Source organism: Streptomyces lacrimifluminis (genome assembly GCF_014646095.1).
GTDB lineage: Bacteria > Actinomycetota > Actinomycetes > Streptomycetales > Streptomycetaceae > Streptomyces > Streptomyces lacrimifluminis.
In genome coordinates this window covers 1-18,874 of the sequence record NZ_BMMU01000009.1, presented here as the reverse complement: position 1 = coordinate 18,874, position 18,874 = coordinate 1, and the positions used below count along the sequence as shown (strand labels likewise).

17 protein-coding genes and 1 pseudogene are annotated in these 18,874 nt (G+C 67.0%); 6 read left to right on the top strand and 12 right to left on the bottom strand.

The window, feature by feature from the left end; all coding sequences use genetic code 11:
- Positions 1-43: 43 nt before the first annotated feature.
- The 3 genes from pstA to IEY89_RS15545 are packed head-to-tail and all read right to left on the bottom strand — an operon-like array spanning position 44 to position 2,879.
- Complete coding sequence (gene pstA, locus IEY89_RS15555) at positions 44-955, bottom strand: phosphate ABC transporter permease PstA (protein WP_189147984.1); 912 nt, start codon at positions 953-955, stop codon at positions 44-46.
- Positions 955-1,905 carry a phosphate ABC transporter permease subunit PstC gene (gene pstC, locus IEY89_RS15550; RefSeq protein ID WP_189147983.1) on the bottom strand — a complete coding sequence of 317 codons (951 nt, stop codon included), beginning with the start codon at positions 1,903-1,905 and terminating at the stop codon, positions 955-957. Before pstC ends, pstA begins: the two co-directional genes overlap by 1 nt.
- Positions 1,902-2,879 carry a PstS family phosphate ABC transporter substrate-binding protein gene (locus IEY89_RS15545; protein WP_189147982.1) on the bottom strand — a complete coding sequence of 326 codons (978 nt, stop codon included), beginning with the start codon at positions 2,877-2,879 and terminating at the stop codon, positions 1,902-1,904. Before IEY89_RS15545 ends, pstC begins: the two co-directional genes overlap by 4 nt.
- 419 nt (positions 2,880-3,298) lie before the next feature.
- On the opposite strand from IEY89_RS15545, the gene IEY89_RS15540 reads away from it, so the two are divergent.
- Positions 3,299-5,365, top strand: coding sequence for a PhoX family protein (locus IEY89_RS15540; protein ID WP_373287246.1), 2,067 nt, complete (start codon positions 3,299-3,301; stop codon positions 5,363-5,365).
- Positions 5,366-5,429: 64 nt separating this feature from the next.
- On the opposite strand, the gene IEY89_RS15535 is transcribed toward IEY89_RS15540, so the two are convergent.
- Positions 5,430-6,968 carry a substrate-binding domain-containing protein gene (locus tag IEY89_RS15535; RefSeq protein WP_189147980.1) on the bottom strand — a complete coding sequence of 513 codons (1,539 nt, stop codon included), beginning with the start codon at positions 6,966-6,968 and terminating at the stop codon, positions 5,430-5,432.
- A 235-nt stretch (positions 6,969-7,203) separates the two neighbouring features.
- Between IEY89_RS15535 and IEY89_RS40645 the strand changes: the two are divergent.
- Positions 7,204-7,458 (top strand): annotated as a pseudogene (locus IEY89_RS40645) (cation transporter dimerization domain-containing protein); the annotation flags it as partial.
- A 32-nt stretch (positions 7,459-7,490) separates the two neighbouring features.
- Here IEY89_RS40645 and IEY89_RS15525 read toward each other — a convergent pair.
- From IEY89_RS15525 to IEY89_RS15510, 4 genes are read right to left on the bottom strand one after another with little or no spacing between them, the layout of a single operon-like run.
- Positions 7,491-7,673, bottom strand: coding sequence for a DUF397 domain-containing protein (locus tag IEY89_RS15525; protein WP_189147978.1), 183 nt, complete (start codon positions 7,671-7,673; stop codon positions 7,491-7,493).
- A gap of 9 nt (positions 7,674-7,682) precedes the next feature.
- Positions 7,683-8,537: a helix-turn-helix domain-containing protein gene (locus IEY89_RS15520; RefSeq protein WP_189147977.1), complete on the bottom strand. Its 855-nt coding sequence runs from the start codon at positions 8,535-8,537 to the stop codon at positions 7,683-7,685.
- A gap of 7 nt (positions 8,538-8,544) precedes the next feature.
- Positions 8,545-9,069, bottom strand: a complete 525-nt coding sequence (locus IEY89_RS15515) for a DUF6879 family protein (RefSeq protein ID WP_189147976.1) — start codon at positions 9,067-9,069, stop codon at positions 8,545-8,547.
- Positions 9,041-9,448: a hypothetical protein gene (locus tag IEY89_RS15510; RefSeq protein ID WP_189147975.1), complete on the bottom strand. Its 408-nt coding sequence runs from the start codon at positions 9,446-9,448 to the stop codon at positions 9,041-9,043. Before IEY89_RS15510 ends, IEY89_RS15515 begins: the two co-directional genes overlap by 29 nt.
- A 364-nt stretch (positions 9,449-9,812) precedes the next feature.
- Here IEY89_RS15510 and IEY89_RS15505 point away from each other — a divergent pair, with 364 nt between their 5' ends.
- From IEY89_RS15505 to IEY89_RS15495, 3 genes are all read left to right on the top strand, one after another.
- Positions 9,813-10,538, top strand: coding sequence for an ATP-binding protein (locus IEY89_RS15505; protein ID WP_189147974.1), 726 nt, complete (start codon positions 9,813-9,815; stop codon positions 10,536-10,538).
- 419 nt (positions 10,539-10,957) lie between these two features.
- Positions 10,958-11,134, top strand: a complete 177-nt coding sequence (locus IEY89_RS15500; RefSeq protein ID WP_189147973.1) for a hypothetical protein — start codon at positions 10,958-10,960, stop codon at positions 11,132-11,134.
- Between the two features lie 107 nt (positions 11,135-11,241).
- The gene (locus IEY89_RS15495; protein ID WP_189147972.1) at positions 11,242-12,213 is read left to right on the top strand and encodes a porphobilinogen synthase; all 972 of its coding nucleotides are present in this window, start codon (positions 11,242-11,244) and stop codon (positions 12,211-12,213) included.
- On the opposite strand, the gene hemC is transcribed toward IEY89_RS15495, so the two are convergent.
- The 4 genes from hemC to IEY89_RS15475 form a co-directional block, all read right to left on the bottom strand.
- Entirely contained in the window at positions 12,203-13,144 is a 942-nt protein-coding gene (hemC, locus tag IEY89_RS15490; RefSeq protein WP_189147971.1) for a hydroxymethylbilane synthase, read from the bottom strand. The genes IEY89_RS15495 and hemC overlap by 11 nt on opposite strands.
- A gap of 262 nt (positions 13,145-13,406) precedes the next feature.
- On the bottom strand, positions 13,407-13,874 hold the full coding sequence (locus tag IEY89_RS15485; protein WP_189147970.1) for a PIN-like domain-containing protein: 468 nt from the start codon (positions 13,872-13,874) through the stop codon (positions 13,407-13,409).
- Positions 13,871-14,620, bottom strand: a complete 750-nt coding sequence (locus IEY89_RS15480) for a DUF433 domain-containing protein (protein WP_189147969.1) — start codon at positions 14,618-14,620, stop codon at positions 13,871-13,873. Before IEY89_RS15480 ends, IEY89_RS15485 begins: the two co-directional genes overlap by 4 nt.
- A gap of 584 nt (positions 14,621-15,204) precedes the next feature.
- Complete coding sequence (locus tag IEY89_RS15475; RefSeq protein WP_189147968.1) at positions 15,205-17,127, bottom strand: ATP-dependent nuclease; 1,923 nt, start codon at positions 17,125-17,127, stop codon at positions 15,205-15,207.
- A 282-nt stretch (positions 17,128-17,409) separates the two neighbouring features.
- On the opposite strand from IEY89_RS15475, the gene IEY89_RS15470 reads away from it, so the two are divergent.
- Positions 17,410-18,303, top strand: a complete 894-nt coding sequence (locus IEY89_RS15470; RefSeq protein WP_189147967.1) for a phosphorothioated DNA-binding restriction endonuclease — start codon at positions 17,410-17,412, stop codon at positions 18,301-18,303.
- Positions 18,304-18,874: the final 571 nt, after the last annotated feature.

The window sequence follows — 18,874 nt, the reverse complement described above, 5'->3', positions numbered from 1 at the left end:
AGGACGGTGATGTCGGTGCGGTCGCTTGCTGGGGTCATGGCGGTCACCATTTGCGGCTGTAGCGGTTGCGGAGCCAGATCGCCACGGAGTTCATCGCCAGCAGGATCACCAGCAGGACGACGATCGCGGCCGAGGCGAGCGCGGTGAACTCGGCCCGGGACTGACTGATCCAGCCGAAGATCTGGATCGGCAGCGCGGTGAAGGGGCTTTCGACGCCGGTCGGGTTGAAGGTGATGAAGGTCAGCCCGCCGAGCAGCAGCAGCGGCGCGGCCTCACCGATGGCCCGGGACAGGGCGAGGATCGAGCCGGTCGCCATGCCGGGCACGGCCGCCGGGAGTACCTGGCGCCAGATGGTCTGCCACTGGGTCGCGCCCAGCGCCAGGGAAGCCTGGCGGATCGACTGCGGCACCGCGCGGATCGCCTCCCGCGAGGCGATGATCACGGTCGGCAGCACCAGCAGGGACAGGGTGAGCGAGGCGCTCATCACGGTCTGGCCGAAGCCGAGCCCGCGGGAGATGATGCCGAGCCCGAGGATGCCGTAGACGATCGACGGAACGGCCGCCAGGTTCTGGATGTTGATCTCGATCACGCGGTTCCACCAGCGGTTGGGATCCGCGTACTCCTCCAGGTAGATGGCGGCGAGGATGCCGGTGGGCAGGCAGTACACGGCGGTGAAGGCGATGATCCAAAGCGTGCCCATGATCGCCGACTGGGCGCCGGCGTTCGACGGGTCGATGATGTCGGGGAAGTTCGTCCAGATCCGCGAGTCGAGCCGAGGCCACGCCTCCACGACGACGTAGACGAGCAGTGAGGCGAGGAAAACCACGCCGACGGCGAGCGACGTCCACAGGCTGAGCTGGAAGAACCGCTCCCGCAACGGGGTGCCCTTGCCCTTGAGACGGGGCGCTCCAGGCTCGTCCGCCACGCTGACGTCTCGGTCCATGACGTTACTCATCACTCGTACACCTCCCGGTACTTGCGGACCAGGCGAATACTGACGAGGTTCATCACCAGGGTCATCACGAACAGCAGCGCGCCCACCGCGAAGATCGTCTGGTAGCCGGTGGAACCGGTCGGCAGGTCGCCGATACCGGCAGCGGCGATGAACGCGGTCATGGTCTGCATGCCTTCGAGCGGGTTGAAGGACAGGTTGGGCCGTCCGCCGGCGGCGACAGCGACGATCATCGTCTCGCCGAGCGCCCGGGAGATGCCGAGCACGACGGCGGCGACGATGCCGGACAGCGCGGCCGGGAAGACCACCCGGGTGGACACCTGCATCCGGGACGATCCGAGGGCGAACGCACCGTCCCGCAGAGCGCGCGGGACAGCGTTCATGGAGTCCTCGGCGAGCGAGGCGATCGTCGGGATGATCATGACGCCCATGACGAATCCGGCCGCCAGGGCGTTGAAGACCTGCGGGCCCTCGCCGGCCGGCCAGATGTCCTGGAGCAGCGGGGTGATGGCCTTCAGCGCGAAGAAGCCGTAGACGACGGTGGGGATGCCGGCGAGCACCTCAAGGATCGGCTTGAAGATCGTGCGGACCCGGGGGTGGGCGTACTCGCTCAGGTAGATCGCCGCGCCGAGGCCCAGCGGCACGGACACCAACAGGGCGACGAGGGTGACCATGAGCGTGCCGCCGACCAGGGGCAGGACACCGAAGTGCGGCGGCTTGAACAGCGGCGCCCAGTTGGTGCCGGTGATGAACTCGCCGAAGCTCACCTTGCCGAAGAACTCGCCGGCGGGCGGGATGAGGGCGATGACGATGCCGACGGTGGTCAGCACCGAGACCAGGGAGGCGGCCAACAGGAGAACCTTGATGGCCTTCTCGCCGTAGCGCGGCTGGGACCGCTTCAGGAAGCCGGGGCCTCCCGAAGCGGCCTTGCGCTCGACACTCGGAGAACTCATGACTTGTGCGCGGCCTTGAGGGCTTCGAGGTCCTTCTTCAGCTCCGTCTCCTGCTCGGCGTTGAGCGGCACGAACTGCGCCTTGCTGGCGATGTCGGCGTTGTTCTCGACGTAGTACTCGACGAACGCCTCGACCTCCGCCTTGTCCAGCGAGGTGGCCTTCGGGTAGATGAACAGCGGCCTCGACAGCGGCTTGTACGTGCCGTCCTGGACGGTCTTGGTGTCGGGCGCGACGCAGCCGTCACCGCCGTCGATCTTCAGGGCCTTCAGCTTGTCCTGGTTCTCCTCGTAGTAGGAGAGGCCGAAGTAGCCCAGGCCGCCCTTGGAGCCGGAGACGCCCTGGACGGTGACGTTGTCGTCCTCGCTCGGGCTGTAGTCGGTGCGGGAGGCGCCCTCTTCGCCGTTGATGGCGTCGGTGAAGTAGTCGAAGGTGCCCGAGTCGGTGCCGGCGCCGAAGAGTTCGAGCTTCTGGTCCGGGAACTTGGAGTCGACCTGGTTCCAGTTGTTCACCTTGGAGCCGGGCTCCCAGATCTTCTTCAGCTGCTCGACGGTCAGGCACTCCACGAAGTCGTTGTCCTTGCTCACCACGACGGACAGACCGTCGTTGGCGACCGTGAACTCCTCGTACTTGATGCCCTTCTTCTCGCAGGCAGCCTTCTCCTCGTCCTTGATCGGACGCGACGCGTCGGAGATGTCCGTCTCGCCGGCGCAGAACTTCTCGAAGCCGCCACCGGTACCGGACGTGCCGACCGTGACCTTGACCCCGGAGTTCTGAGCCTGGAAGAGCTGGGCCGCCGCCGTGGAGAGCGGAGCCACCGTGCTGGAGCCGTCGACCTTGATGTTCCCGGCCAGCTTGTCGCCGCCACCGTCGCCCGAACCCGCGTCGGCACCGCCACACGCGCTCGCAGCAAGCATCACAGCAGCCGTCAGAGCCAGGGGAGCCTTGGCCCGGCGCAACGAAGTGGAAATGTTCACGACTCTCGATCCTCGTGTCTGCCGGGTCCCCGGCGGTCTGGATCAGGGCGCTGGTGCGCTCCGTTTCGGACACTTGAATCGAAGCCAGGCTATATGAACAGCGGGTGTACGGAGAGCCCCAGAAGCATGAACGATAGCGGGTCATCTATATAGATCGATCATGTTTCAGTGTGACGGGCGGTCGCGTGTCGGTGACGGAGAGATTCCACTTCGCAAGTTTTCCGCCAAGTGCACATCATTCTGAGTCACTGATGCCCCATGTGCGGGAAAAGTCGCTCCACCTCCTGGGACAGGAGTTCGATCGGAGTTCACCGTTCTGCCACCTGACCGCGGGTCCTCTGCACCTAGCGTCACGGATCGACGGTCGCCTATCTTCCCAGGCGTCCGGAACCAACCGTCCTTCTCCGTACGGAGGAACCGTGCCCGATCAGCCCGGCGCCCGAACAGGCCGACCCACCGCCCTGCCCCTGCTGCCCGTCGGCCACAACACCGCCCGGTCCGCGCTGACCTGTCGGTACCGCTGCGGCGATGCCTGCTCCCACGACGCGCCCAACCGCTCGCTCAACACGTACTTCGGTGACATCGTGCAACAGGCCCTCTCCCGCAGAGGCGTCCTGAAAGGCAGCGCCGTCGTGGCCCTGGCCGCCGGCGGCGCCACGCTCGCGACATCGCCCGCCGCCGCCGCGCCGGCCACGTCGGCCTCGGGCGGACGCCCCCCGCGCGGCCTGGACTTCGAGCCGGTGGCGCCGAACACGGCGGACGCCGTGACGATCCCCGCCGGCTACGCCCAGCAGGTCGTCATCCGCTGGGGCGACCCGATCCTCGCCGGTGCCCCGCGCTTCGACGCCCGCGCCCAGAGCGCGAAGGCGCAGGCACGGCAGTTCGGCTACAACGCCGACTACATGGCCCTGCTGGACGCACCCCGCCGCGGCCACCAGCTGCTCGTGGTCAACCACGAGTACACCAACGAAGAGATCATGTTCTACGGCTACGTGCCGGCCGCTCCGACCCGCGAACAGGTCGAGATCGCCTGGGCGGCACACGGCCTGACGGTCCTGCTGGTCCGCGCCGACGACTGCACCGGCCGTCTGTGGCCGGTGGTCGGCGACCCGCTGAACCGCCGCGTCACCGCCACCACCCCCATCCGCTTCACCGGCCCGGCGGCAGGCAGCGACCTCCTCAAAACGACCGCCGACCCGGCCGGCCGCACGGTCCTGGGCACCCTGAACAACTGCGGCGGCGGCACCACCCCGTGGGGAACCGTCCTGTCGGGCGAGGAGAACTTCAACCAGTACTTCGCCAACGCCGCCGCCGTCACCGACCCGGTCACGAAGGCACGCCTGGCCCGCTACGGCCTGCCGACCGGGGCCAGCCAGCGCAAGTGGGAGCTCTTCGACGACCGCTTCGACATCGGCAAGGAGCCCAACGAGCCCAACCGGCACGGCTGGATCGTCGAGATCGACCCGTACGACCCCACCTCAACCCCGCGCAAGCGCACCGCGCTGGGCCGCTTCAAGCACGAGGCCGCCGAGCCCCGCCTGACCCCCGACGGCCGCGTCGCGCTGTACATGGGCGACGACGAACGCTTTGACTACCTCTACAAGTACGTCTCCAAGCACGCCTACAAGAAGGGCAGCAGCCGCGCCGCCCGCGAACACAACATGGGGCTGCTCGACGAAGGCACCCTGTATGTCGCCAAGTTCACCGGCGACAGCCCGGCCGCGGAGATCGACGGCACCGGAAAGCTCCCGAGCGACGGGGAGTTCGACGGCAGCGGCGAATGGATCCCGCTCGCGTCGGGCTCGGTGTCCCACGTGCCCGGGATGACCGCCGCGGAGGTGTACGTCTTCACGCGCCTGGCCGCCGACAAGGTGGGCGCGACGAAGATGGACCGCCCCGAGGACGTCGAGCCCCATCCGACCACCGGCCGCGTGTACGTCGCCCTGACCAACAACAAGGACCGCGGCGCCACCGGCAAGGCTGGCCCCGACGAGGCCAACCCCCGCAACGGCAACAAGCACGGTCACATCCTGGAGCTGGAGGAGCGGCGCGGAGACGCGTCCTCGAAGTCCTTCAGCTGGCGCTTGATGCTGGTCTGCGGCGACCCCGAGGACCCCTCGACGTATTTCGCCGGCTTCGACAAGTCGAAGGTCAGCCCGATCTCCTGCCCCGACAACGTGGCCTTCGACCCGCACGGCAACCTGTGGATCGCCACCGACGGGGCCGCTCTGGGCTTCAACGACGGCCTGTTCGCGGTGCCGGTCAAGGGCTCCGAGCGCGGGCACGTGCAGCAGTTCATGACCATGCCCAAGGGCGCCGAGTGCTGCGGCCCGATCATCACCGAGGACCGCATCCTGATCGCCCCCCAGCACCCGGGCGAGACCGACGGCGCCACGGCCGAGAACCCGGGCTCGCGGTGGCCCGACGGGCCGGGCAGCATTCCGCGGCCGTCGGTAGTGACGGTGTGGAAGGAGAAGCGCCGCTAGGCCGCTCCCGTCCCTCCTCCTGCCCGGGCGGTCCCTCGACCTCCCGGGCAGAGCCGTCCTCAAGTCACTGCGCGGCGCAGAGTCGCAGGCCCTCCGGGCTGAGACACGGGAAGTGCCCCTGGTCGCGTACGACGTCCTGCCCGGCGCCGCGGGTCACGTAGTTGACGAAGCTCACGGCGAGCGAGTCGGCGGGTGGTCGGCCGTAGGTGTAGGCGTACTCGATCTCCCGGTAGGGGTAGCCGCTGGTGTCGACGGTTTCGATGGAAGCCGCCTGCCCGTCGATGCGCAGCGCGTGCAAACCCTTCGTGGCCGAGGCGGAACGCGGTTCGCTGTAGCCGATCGCGCCGGACAGCCGGGCCACCGTGCTCAGCACCTGTGCCGTGCTGTCTAGTTCGCAGCGGATGACCGTGGCATCGGAGTCGTCCTTGGTACGGCAGTCCCGGGAGGAGTTGGCGGGCTCGTTCCTCTTCAGAACCTGGCGCTGGAAGACCTCACGGGTGCCGGAGTTGGCGTCGCGGCTGACCAGGAGGATGGGCAGGTCCGGGCCGCCCACGACCTCCCAGTTGCGGATCTCGCCCTGGTAGATCCTCCGCACCTCGGCCAGGCTCAGATCCCGCACCGCGACCCGGTCGTTCACCACCAGGGTGAAGACGGAGACCGCGACGGGGTTCTCGCGGAGCTCCGCGTAGCCGTTCGGCTTGGGTCCGTCGGAGAAGGCGATGACGGACGGGGATCCTCCGGACGAGGCCGCCTTGGCGCCCGCCGCGTCCAGCGCCCGGATCCCGGCGGTGCTGCCGTGCGTCTCCACGGTGACGTCCGAGCCGGGGCAGGCCGTTTCGTAGCTCTCCGCCAGTTTCTCCGCCGCCGGGGCGAAGGCCGTGGATCCGGTGACGGTCAGGGTTCCCGTGGCGCAGCCGATGGGCGTCGGTGCGTCGTTGTTGCGGATGACGATGATCGAGGCGAGCGTGATGACGCACACGGTGAACAGCACCGTGATCACTCGTGCCGGCCGGCTGAAGAGGGGCGGCTTGTCGTCGACGGTCGTGCTCTGGTTGCGCTTCACGTCGCCGTCCCGGATGCCGCCGGTCACCTCGACATCGTCGCCGACCCCGCCACCGGTCAGCAGGGCCAGCACTTTGAAGTGCTTGCCCTGGTTGAGCGGAACCTTCGGGAGGTACAGGGTGTCGCCGTCGTAGCGCAGGCCCGCGGCCGGGGTGAAGTGGTCCATCAGGTGCCCGGCGTCGGCGGGCTGGGTGACCGCGATGCCGAGGATCGTGCGGCCGGTGAAGACCGCCGTGAGGCCGTGAACGCCACGGCTGGTGTAGTCGTCCCCGGCGATGCTCTGAGCACCGTCGTTCTCGATCCGCAGCAGGACGAGGGTGGCATCGGCCAGGTCGGAGAAGTCGTTGAACAGGCCGAGCCGCACGTTGGCCCGTCTGCCGTTACGGGCGTGGCTGCCTATCGAGGTGTCCAGCTGAACGCGGAAGCCGATGCTCTTGCGGCGCGGCACCCGGCGCTCGTACCAGACAACGGCGACGGAGGCCGCGAGACCGAGCACCGCCGTGCCCACCGCCACCAGGTTCTCGGCGTTAAACCACTCCACGAGTTGGCCCCCGCACCTCGCACGTCGTACACGCGTCCGCACACGGTACGAGGCGGAGGCGTGTACGCCGGGCGCATTCGCCGTACCGCCGACGGCTGGTGGACAAACGTTCGCCTGGCGTTCGCCGGGACCACGGAGCAGGACAGCCACCGACGCGGCGAACCCCGCCACGGCAACACTGATCGATGTCGGCGACGGGTAATCGTGACCCTCTGACGGCGGATCAAAACTGAGGCATGTCTGGCAGATCACCTCCGGCCAGTCCGCCCTCTCCGCGCACGTCCTGGTCAAGCCTGGCGGCGACTGCCACGCCGTCCGCCGCGACCCGGAGGAACTCCTCCAGCACGACTACGGCATCACCCACACCACGCTCCAGGTCGACCACACCCAGGAAGAGGTGCTGCAACTCGCCCTGCCCGGCGAAGGAGCGGGCGACACCGTGCAATGCGAGGACCCGCACGGCCCCATCCACCGGGACGAGCCGCACAAGCCATGGCTCTCGCCTCCGAGAGCCGCACAGCGCTACCGCTGCCTGGCGTACCCGACGAATGCCGTCCAACTGTCTCGCTGGACGGCTACGGGTCCCCGATCGCGCGCCTTGGTGTCCCGAACCATCACCTTCGTCGGGTCGTTGTCGGCCACTTCAATGCAGTTCTCTGTCCCTGTGTAGGAGCTGGTACGCCAGTTCGGGGTCGTGGGCTGCATGTTGCTCTCCTAGTCGTTCGGCATCTGATCGAAATGATGAATGGCTGTGAGGATGAGGTCTCGGACCGCTGTCCCATAGACCGCTGACTGTTTCAAGAGGGCGAACGCCTTGGTGTACAGCTCGATTTCGCGGGGCTGGGTGATGGAGAACTCCGCCGAGTAGGTCTCGACGAGGACGAGCTTGTCGTCGAACATCGAGAAGGAGTTTCCGGGCCAGATGCCGATGGGTGCGGATCGGGGGATGATGCCCAGGCTCAGCCGGGGGAGCCTCATCACTGCTAGCAGGCGGTCGAGCTGGCCTTTCATCACGTCCGGGCCGCCGAAGTTGGTGTAGAGGGCCTGCTCGCCGAGGACCACGTTGAAGATCCGGTTGCCCTGGTACAGGTATTGCTGGCGTTCGAGGCGCTTGGCGGTGGCGGCTTCCGCGTCGTCGGGGATCTCGTAGTAGTCGACGACCTGTCTGAAGGTCTCGGCCGCGTACTCCGCGGTCTGGAGCGTTCCCCACATGAGTGTCGGGTGCCAGATGCGGAAGACCTTGGTCTTGGCGTAGACCGGCAGGGCCTTGCGCTGGCGTCGTTCCGCCCCCGTCTGGAGTTGTCGGCGCCACTCAAGCCACAGCTCGTCGATGTGGCGCACCGTGGCTATCAAGTCCTCGGCGTGCTCTTGCCGTTCGGTCTTGATGCACCAGACGCGGATGTCGTCTTCGCTGGGGTTCTGCTTGCCGTTCTCCAGCCGGGAGACCTTCGACTCGGCCCAGCCGGTGGCCACGGCGAATGCCCGGCCGCTCGCGAATCCGGCATCCTTCCGGAATCCGCGCAGCCGGGCACCCAGTGCCTCGCGTGCTTCTTGAGCTTGGTTATTCACTGATGGGTCAGGGCTTGTACTCGGCGTGGGGGATGGCGGCGGCCCAGAGCAGGTCACGCACGCGGACGCACGCGGCCACGGTGTCCGGGTCCTCGACGATTTCCGACCCCAGTACCCGTCCCTCCGGGTCGAAGTGGCCGACGGCGAGGAGACGGTCGTCGTACAGCCACCAGTCGTTACCGTCGACCGGGAACGTGACGCCCTGCGGCATCCGGTGCCGCGGAAGCCACCGGATGTCCTCGCCGGCCTCCAGATTGAGGTGGGTCAACGAGTGCTCCCAGCCGACGTACGGGGAGTGCGGCTCGGTGACGACACGGACGCGCCGGACGGTCTTGCCCTCGTCCGAGACGCGCTTCATGAGCGTCATCCAGGGGTTGAGCCACGCGTAGTCATCCGGCTCGCCCCGCTGCCACCGCGCGTAGGGGGTGTCCTCGACGGGAGACCCGTAGTCGTCCCTCAGCTCCAGGTGGAAGGCGTCGCGTTCGAAGCTGTTGAACAGCTCGTCACGCTGGGCTGGGGTGATCAGGTCCACTGTTCTCCTCCAGTAGGGCCGTGATCGAGGACTTGGGGACCTCGATGCAGGTCTCATAGTCGGGCATCCGCATCTGACTCAGAGCCTCGGGATCGGTCATCTCCGGGCCTTGCAGGATGCAGGTGTCCTGTTCCGTGACGAGCATGATCGGGGCGGTGAAGCTCTTGATCTCGCCGGTCGTGTGTCCGTCCTTCGCCAGGTGCTCGAACAGCTCCGGCGGCACCTCGATCACCGTCTGGCCTTCGGGCACGTCGAGTTGCATGAGCAAGTCGTTCGCGAACACCTTCCAGCCTTGGATGACGTAGCTGTCCTGGTCACTGGCGTACAGGGTGGGGCTGTCTCCGGGGGTGGAGTTCTTACCAAGGAACCGTAGCTTCACGGCTGCTCTCCCGTCCGCTGCCTTGCGCCGATTTGCGCGACACCTCGATAGTCTGCGAGACATTCAGCGCCGTCAATCGACTTGCTGCAAACTTGCGCAATCTTCTTGGGAGTTGAGAGACGACCGTCCTACGGTCGTCTCGAAACCCGAGCAACCAGGGGAAGCCGGCGAACGCGCCCGAGGGTGCCGTGCCGGGAGCAACCTTCCTGCCCGTGACGTGCGGAGGACAGCGATGGCCCTTGCCCTGCAGAGTGCAACCGCTCCCGAAGCGACGCGCGGGAGATTACGGAGCACTTCCGGCGGCATAGCCGGCGCTGTTCCGCCACACGGAAGGGTTCCGCACGTACACGGTCCGGGGAGAGACATGGACCAGCCCGCTCGCTTCGTCATCTCATGCACCCGCGTGCCACAGCGGGTGCGGCAACTACGCCGGATCAGTGCCGCCCATTTCCGGCTGTGGGGCATCGGTTCCTGCATCGACACGGCCAGCCTGCTCATCAGCGAGCTGGTCACCAACGCCATCCGGTACGGCGACACGGACGACATCAGCTTCTCCCTCTCGTACTGGCGAGGCGAGGTCCGTATCGAAGTGGCCGACGGAACTCCGGGCTGCCCTCAGGTGAAGAGCCCGACCGACGACGAGGAGAGCGGCCGGGGCATGTTGATCGTCGAAGCCCTCGCCGAGGACTGGGGTACCAGCGAGGACGGCACCCGCACGTGGTGCACGATCGCCGTCCCGGAACCGGTGGTACCCAAATCGGGGTTCTGGTGCGAGTGGCGCCAGGAGGACGGCAGGCAACTCGCGGTCGCGACCATGCCCACTCCGGACCGCGCGATCCGCTGGGCTCGCATCCAGATGCGCGTCATCGCCTCGGCCGTCAACGCCTCGCTGGTCGGCTACGTCTGGGACTGGCTGTCCGACGGATGGCGGGCGCCCGCCGAGGCGCTGAAGAACGGCGAGGAGTTCACGCTCCCTCTCTCGGCCGGGCCGTACACGTTCGTCTGGCACGCCCGGCCGGTGCGCTTCGTGCCCGTCGTCGGCGGAACCCCTCTGCCCCACCTCCCGGAGGAGGAACCGGAATGGGACTGAAGCCGGCTGAGCTGTGGGGCCGCTTCGGCTGGCAGGGCGGGAGCTGTTTCAGGTGCGAGCAGACCGGCGTTCCTGTGGCAGAGATCGGCGAAATCACGGTGGCAGGAAGGACCTTCCCGCTCTCCGCCTGCCAGCGGTGCGTGTTCAGGCTCGAACAGCTCCACCACACGATGAGCGAGCGAGCCGTCCGCCGGCAGAACGCTCCCAGCCCCGTACCTACGCAGCCTCGCCCCATTGGCCAGTGGCCCACCAGCGCGCCACTCGACAGACCGCCCGCCCATGTCGCGTAGGAGAACAGCCGCGCCCTGGGCGGGCCCTCAGCCCCCGTCCCTGCCGTTCCAACCAGAGGCTCCCCCGACCTCAGCAGGACAGGTCACGGCAGGGACGGGGTCACCACCCGTCACGAGAAGAGAGGCACCTTGGCGAACCACGAACAAGACGACGACGAACTGTTCGACCTCATCGGCGCGATAGGCACCGGGATCGGCGTCGCCAGGGACGAAGGGCTTCCCCCAGCCGCTCGTCAGGTCGGCACGGACGTTGCGGAGGACGCCGCAGCCAAGCTCGCGGACATCAAGCGCCGGGGACAGACGTAGGCCCGAGCGCCTGGCCCCACACAGCCCCCGTCGGCAGGCACCAGTCCGCAGATCTCCCTGTGCCTGCCGGCGGGCCCATTGCGCCACCCGACGAATGTGAGGGACTGATGAGCGTCACCGCGCCACCTGCCCGAACCCATGGAGCCACGAGCCCGCTCCGCAGTCGTCCGGCGGTTCGCCGCTTCCTCGAAGGCCCTCCGCTCGACCCGGCCGACCTGTCCCTGGTGTTACTGATCACTGAGGAGGAGGCAGACCGTCCCATGCCCACCCTCACGGTCGGCCAGATTCCCGCCGCGATGCGCGAAGCCCGGCAACTCGGTATCCGGTCCGTCAAGGTCTTCGCCGAGTCCACGCAGCGCGACGGCGCCGGGGAGTTCTCCGTCGTACCGGACGCCCTCATGGCCCGCGCGGTGCGGGCGGCGAAGGACGCGGAACCCGAGATCGCCGTCATGACGGAGACCTGCCTCTGCTCGTACACCGACACCGGCTTCTGCTACGTCACCGACCGGCACGGGCGCCCGGACATCGCCGCCACCACCGACGTGACTTCCCGGCAGGCTGTCGCGCACGCGGCGGCGGGAGCCGACATCGTGGGCCCTGCCTCCATGGTCGTCGGGACCAGCAAAGGTGCCCGCGAGGCGCTGAACGCGTCCGGGCACGAGAGCGTGTCGATCATGCCGCACGTCATCTTCTGGAGCAGCCTCTACGACGGCTTCCGGCTCACGATGGGCGCCACCCCGCAGGCCGGCTCCGACCGCGAGTTCCAGATCAACCCCGGCAAGCCCGAGCAGTTCATCGACACCGCCCTTCAACTCGTCGGCGACGGCGCGGACATGCTCCTGCTCGAACCCGCGATGTTCAGCGCCGACGTCCTCACCGAGCTGAGAAAGCGCACCCTGGCGCCGCTCTTCCCGTTCTCGGTCTCGGGCGAGTACACGACGCTCTCACATGTGGACTCCGCGACCGGCAAGCGGGACGTGCGCCGGCTGGTGGAACTCTTCACCATGCTCAAGCGGGCCGGCGCGGAGGCCAGCATCACGTACGCGGCGCTAGACATCGCCCGCCACCTCAACGACTGACCGCGGACTCGCCCCGAATCGCGTCAAGGATGGAGCGCGCGCCCTGGTCGATCAGCTCAGCAGCCAGGGCCGCACCGAGCTTCTCCGGCTCGCCCATCGGGCCGGAAAGGGTGCCCTCGATCCGCCAGGCACCGTCCAGCGAGGTGACCTGGGCGAACAGCGACAGGGAGCCGTCCGGCCGTGTCTGCGCGTACGCCCCCACCGGGACGCTGCAGCCACCGTGCAGCTCGGCGAGCAGGGCCCGCTCCGCCCGCACGTGGGCATCGACGGCCGTATCTCCCACGCTGGAAAGGGTCGCTTGGAGTTCAGGACTGTCTTCTCGGACCTGAACTCCGAGGGCTCCTTGTCCGGGCGAGGGCGGAAATTGGCCCAAGGGCAGCAATTCGCCAATTGCGTCATCGAGGCCCAAGCGGCGAAGTCCTGCCGCCGCCAAGACGACCGCATCAAGGCCCATCGTCTCAATCTTCTTCAGGCGGGGCGGCACATTACCCCTGATCGGCACGATTTCGAGATCTGGGCGGACGGCCAGGAGTTGAGCAATGCGCCGAGGGGCGCCAGTTCCTACCCGGGCACCCTTTCGGAGACCGGACAGAGTGGAGCCGCACAAAGCATCCCGCACATCCTCACGGCCAGGGGGCGGCAGAAGAGTCAGCCCAGGCGGGTTCGCAGTCGGCAGATCCTTCAGAGAATGGATGACTACGTCCACGTCTCCCCTGCTCAGCGCCGCTTCCTGCTCAGAACTGAAGGCGCTGCCACCGCTGATCGCTGAGACAGCGGAAAGCCGAGACTTTCGATCCTTGTCGCCGCCTTCAAGGATCACTCGGTGTGTGAATGTAACGCCCGAAAATCGATCGCGAAGTGGAGCAAGGTATTCACGAACCTGCACCTTAGCCAGATTACTTGCGCGCGAACCGACCAGGTACGTTTTCACGGTGATCAACTCCTGACAAGCGATAGGCTGTCAAGTCATCGTAACCCTCACCGAGTTGTGCTTTTCCCGACCATTCGTCGGAAAGAAACAGCCAACCGACCTGGCCTGGCACTTCCGTTCCCGGAAAAGCCTCGGCCGAGCTTGGGGCTTATCCGGCATCAGCCAATTGTGACTCCGGTCAACGTACCGCCTCGACCGCGGGCACCTGCCCCACCGACCGCCATGCCCCCGACTTCCCAGCGTCCTTCGCCGACACGAGGTCTTAACCAGGGTGTATGCCCATGCGCTGGGCGGCACGGATGAGGCGCTGTTCCAATTCCTCACGAGGTATGAGGTTCAGCCCATGCTGAGCCATGGTGTAGGCCCAGGGGCCAGACGTACCTGTCAGTTCCCGGATGTCGGGCAGAAGGCTGTTGAAGAGCCTGAGCTGATCGACAGTGCGCAGGTTGTTGTTGGCGTACACCAGGTAGCGGACTCGGTGCTTCAGAACCGCAGCGATCTCCAAAGGACGCGAGCCGGAGAGGATCTTCTTGTCGGCTCCGACGCAGATCCGCTCTTCCCGTGCGGCTTCGGCCAGCCACACGGTGTCCTGCACGTCTTCGGCAGCTTTAACGCCGTACTTCTCACCGATGGACACAGTGTCGGGACACAGGTCCTTCATACCCTTGACGAAGTCGTCGCCGTTGGTGCTGCGGTCCAGGAAGAGCCTGAGCGGCGGCAGACCGCTCATACGGCGATGCGGAGGTAGTAATCGACCTCGGCGACCTGGTCATCGGGCAGTCCGTGCCCGGCGGCCACCTCGTCGCAAGGAACGCCTTCTCTGAGCGCGTCCTCGATCAACGACAGCGGAGTGCCGTTGTGGACGAAGTAGGGCTGCCCGAAGTTGACCGCCGGTTTCACCGCGATCTCCGCGACCTCCCAACCAGGCAGTAGTACCCGGTTGGCATAGCCGGCTACGCCGTCGGAGTCGTAGCTGATCTGCTTCATGTAGCGCTCGACGACCTCGCGGAAAACGTACTGCCCATTGCGCAGCACAATGACCTTGCGAGGCTCGATGCGTTCGTCGCCGTCCAGATGGTCACTGACTTCGTAGAGCAGCTCCGCGCCATCGGTATACAGGCGCTTGGACGCCAACGCGTGCTCCACACCGAGCTGGTCGCTGACCAGCTCCAGGGCAGGGCGGATCTTCTGCATGGGCACGTTTGCTGCCCGCAATGCCGACAGGAACATGCCCTCGGCAAGCCCGATGAAGGGGATGGATGCGCCCCGTCGCGGATCCCCCGAAGAGGTGATCAGCGGGTCTCCGACGACGTCCGGGCGATTCGGGAAGTGGTTGTGGTAGCCGCGCGCCCACGATCGAAATGTGGATGCAGGAGTGTGCAAGTACCTCGCCGCAGCTTCCTGGGTGTACAGCGGCACCGAGAAGCGGGTGTCCTCGTCAAGGAAGGCATTGATCAAGGCGTCAACGTCCGCCATGATCCACCTCCTCTCCCCAGGCCCCATTCCAGTGTGCCCGTTTCAGGGCAACCGGACCGCTGTGGAACAGTAACGGACGAGGATCTACGGGGCGAGACCACCCGTGGTTGTTTACGTGTTCGGGGCCGCCACCGTGACGGCCTGCGCTCTGAGGCGCCTGCGCACGGCATCGGACGTCGTGAGAGCCGCACGGCCACGCTGACAACCTGGTGCACGAGGACGCTTCTGACCAGCAGGATCCGGAAGAGCTGGGTCTCAGTTCTGGTCTCTTTCGCCCCCGTCCAGCGCCTTCCGAAACCCTCACCACCACCCCTTCCACCCCAGGTCAGAACGCCCCCGTTCCCCACCGAACCCCCAGGCGAAGACTTGGCAAGCGTGTTGGGGGCAACCCCTCACGGGTTGAATCTCGTAGCCCGGCAGCCGACCGCGTCAGACGAAAGGCTCCCGCCGGGTCCTCACCTGCTGTGCTTGCAGCTTTGGCTACAGGTGGCCTCCGTCGCCAGTACGGCCAAGTCGGCACCCCGCCACCGCGTCGGGTCTGTGGCCGGCCTGGAACCGCGAGCCCGCGTGAGGGAGCCGGCTGGCTACCGTCGCCCGGTCAGCGTACGGACGTTCTCCAGCAGGGCGTGCAGCAAGAACGAGGGCTCCGTAACGACCGTTCGGGTCGTCTCCAGATACGTCGCCGCGTTCTTCCCGTCGACGCCCTCGCCGGCACGAACGAGTTCCCGCCTGCGCTCCTCCCAGGTCGGCCAGTGCTGGTCGAGGTGGGTCTCCAGGGTGTCCTCGAACACGGTGTAGCGGCCGGTCGAGTCGTCGGCAGGCTGGGGATTGGGCGTCGTACCCAGGTACTGCAGAAGGTTAGCGTTCTTGGTCCGGTTGTTCCGTGCCTGGCGCTCGAACTCCTGCTCCTTGTCCTGCCGCTGCTGCGGGATGAGGTGTTGCACCGACGCCCGCTTGCGCTCCTCCATGCCGGCGTCGCCGTCGAACACGACGTAGCAGGGCACGCCCAGGGCGCTGAAGAGTGCGTCAGAGATCATGAGGTTGTCCTTGCCGTGGACCTCGATGACGCTGATGCCCTCCGCCCCCAGGTTGATCCCCGACCGGTCCGCGCAACCGGTGATCACTCCCTCGTCCCCGCGCCCCTCGACCAGCACCACGGCATGGGCGAAGAAGCCCTCCGCCAGCGCGCCGCTCAGCGTGCCCTCGGTCCTGCTCCTGATCACCTTCTTGTCGACGAGGCCGTCCAAGGCCCCGCACAGGTCCTCCTCCGTGGCCTGCCACACTTCGGTGACGGGGTGTCCCTCGCCGGCAGCGCGGCCCAGGCGCCGAATCTGGTGATACCCCTTCGGGTCGATGAAGACCGGGTTGTGGGTGGCGTACATGACCTGAGTACGCGCCTGCGGCGAGGTGGCGACCAGTTCGCGGAGCACCTTCGCGAAGGTCCGCGCCTGAGGCGGGTGCTGGAAAAGCTCGGGCTCCTCGATGGCCAGGCACAGCGTCCGCATGCCGTCGGCCGAGCGCCTGCGGTCGGCGAGGTACTTCAGCGCCGCGATGATCAGGGCGCGCTGGAAGCCGTGCCCTTGCCGGTGCACCGAGGTATGGGCAGCGCCGTCCCGGATGCTCACCTGGAAGGTGGTTCGGGCGGGCCTCGGCGCCTGCACCGTGGGGGTCACGACCACCTCGCGTCCGGTGGTGAACTTGGCGACCTCCGCCGAGAGCGCGGCCGACACTTCGTCCAGCACGGGGCCGTACACCTTGCTGTGCACTTCCTGTCGGGCCAGATGAGCGTTCTCCTCGATCTCGCCGAGCTGCTCGTTGGCCTGTGAGCGGTCCACGGCATGGTCGAGGATGCGGCCGAGCGCGGTCGCCTTCTGATCGTCGGCCTCCTCGTACGCCCGCAGATCAGCGGAGACGAACACGAAGTCGATCAGCTGGGCGAGCCTGCTCTGCCCGGCGAAGCCGAAGAAGTGCGTGTCCTCGACCTCGGCCTCGGTGAGACGGTCGCGATTGGCCAACTCCCACGTGCGCATCGCCTCCAGGACCTTGTCCTTGGTCCCGGCGGCCGACAGCCCCAGGCTCGTATCGCTCTCCCTCAACTGGTCATAGGCACGCCGCAGTTCCATGGCCTTCTCGTTCTTGCGCACCTCCTCGAACGGCCCGTACGCGAGCGCCTTGCCCGTGATCTTGTCCTCGCCGTTCTGCCAGGTACGCCAGATGCTCACGCTCGCGACGCCGTCGGGCGCGTACCGCCCGAGAGTCTGGCGATCGTGATCGGTGAGTCCGTCGAACTCCACCTCCACGGAGATTCGGCCGCCCTCGGCCGCCGAGTGGATGTCGTCGTCGCTGAGGGCGACACCCTTCTCTCCGTTGAAGAACCAGTCGAGCGCACGCAGCACGGTGGACTTGCCGACCCCGGTCGGCCCGATGAAGGAGGTGATGTCTTCGAAGGACACGTCCACCTTGTGCAGGCAGCAGAAGTTCTCGATGCGAACGCGTTTGATCTTCACGGTCGTCCTGTGCGCTTGAGGCGGGAGGGGCATTTGAGTGCCCACGTGACGATCGTGACGCTAGCAGCGTGCCTGACAGCCCATCAGCTGATTTCCCCTGATAGGTGATTCCTCAGAATCGAGCGCCGTTCCTGCCATGAAGTCCCGCGACGATCCCCGATATCTATAAGGAGCACACCGGCTTGGCCTCCTCCCCTGCCGCGTCCTCGGCCCACGTGCTCCAGCGACGCTCGATCGGGACTCCGACACACTCAGCTCAAAACCTCACTACGATCACCGGCCATGGACTGGCTCGGGCGGATCGCGAAGCTCAGGCAGTGGACCAGCGGCGGAACGCGCGCCCCGCACAAGCCGCTGTTGCTCCTGCACGCCCTCGGCCGTTTCCAGCAGGACGCCGACAGCGAACTCCGCTACAGCGCGGTGGAGAAGGACCTGCAAAGTCTGCTGACCGAGTACGGCCCGCCCAACAGGACAACGCCCGCCTACCCCTTCCACCACCTCGTCAGCGACGGCGTGTGGGAAGTGCGTACCGACCACGGGCACGGCAGCCCCGGGACCGGCGTGCGGGTCCTCCGGGAGACGGGCGCCACCGGCCGGCTCGCACCGGAACTCCGAACCGCCCTGCGCGGCGAACCCGAACTGCTGGGACGGATGGCGCGGTTACTGCTCGACCTGCACTTCCCGCCCTCGCTCCACAGCGAGTTGTGCGAAGCCGTCGGCCTGGAACTGGAGCCCGCGGAGACCGGGCACCTCGTGCCCGCCCGCAGACAGCGGGACCGGCGCATGCGCGAACTGGTCCTCACCGCCTACGAGTACCGGTGCGCCTTCTGCGGTTACGACGGCAGGATCGGCACGGTCCCGGTCGGGCTGGAAGCCGCACACGTACGCTGGTGGGCCTTCGACGGACCGGACGACGTCGACAACGGGCTGTGCCTCTGCTCGCTCCACCACAAGCTCTTCGACAAGGGCGTCCTCGGAGTCGACGACGGCCACCGCATACTCGTCTCCCAGCACTTCGTCGGCCACAGCCCCGCCGCCCGCGAGCACGTCGTCGCCCTCGCCGGCCGTCCGCTCATCGGCCCACAGCCAGGCGCACACCCTGTCGCAGCCGACCACCGCGCCTGGCACACCAGCCAGGTCTTCCACGGCACTCCACGCCCCGCCACTGCGGCCTGACCGGATGACCGACACCTCCTCTCGACCCCCCTCCCTGAAGTCGGCCCGCTCTTCCGCCTCGGCTGTGTTCACCCCGAGCAGGCCCGCATCGCTGGAGCCTCTCCGACCCCTCTCCAGCCCGAGTTGTTCGGCCGCCGCTGAACCCTCCTCCGTGCGCTCCTGCAATGGCGCCCTTCCGCCCAGCGCTCGCTTCCAGGGCTCGGCAACTCCTCAGCCACTGGGAGGGGCTCCCGGCGACTCCGATCGGACGGCGTGCCCATAGCGTGCCCGTAAGGCCGGTCAACCACGGTCAACAGCGGTGCGATCCTGCACCTTCGGGCGCCGCGCTCGGCTATATATGCCCAGGTCAGAAGCTATTCGGCCGCCCAAGCGCCGTAGCTTCCCAAGCTGAGAGTGCGAGTTCGATTCTCGTCACCCGCTCCACGATGAAACCCCAGGTCAGCGACCTGGGGTTTGTTTCTTGTCTAGTCCAATTTGAGGGCTGCATGCCCTTCGCGTGCCCTAAGAGGGCATCTGATCAATGTTCAGGTCGTTCTGTCTGATTCGCCGGTTTCGATTCGCCAGGTTGGTG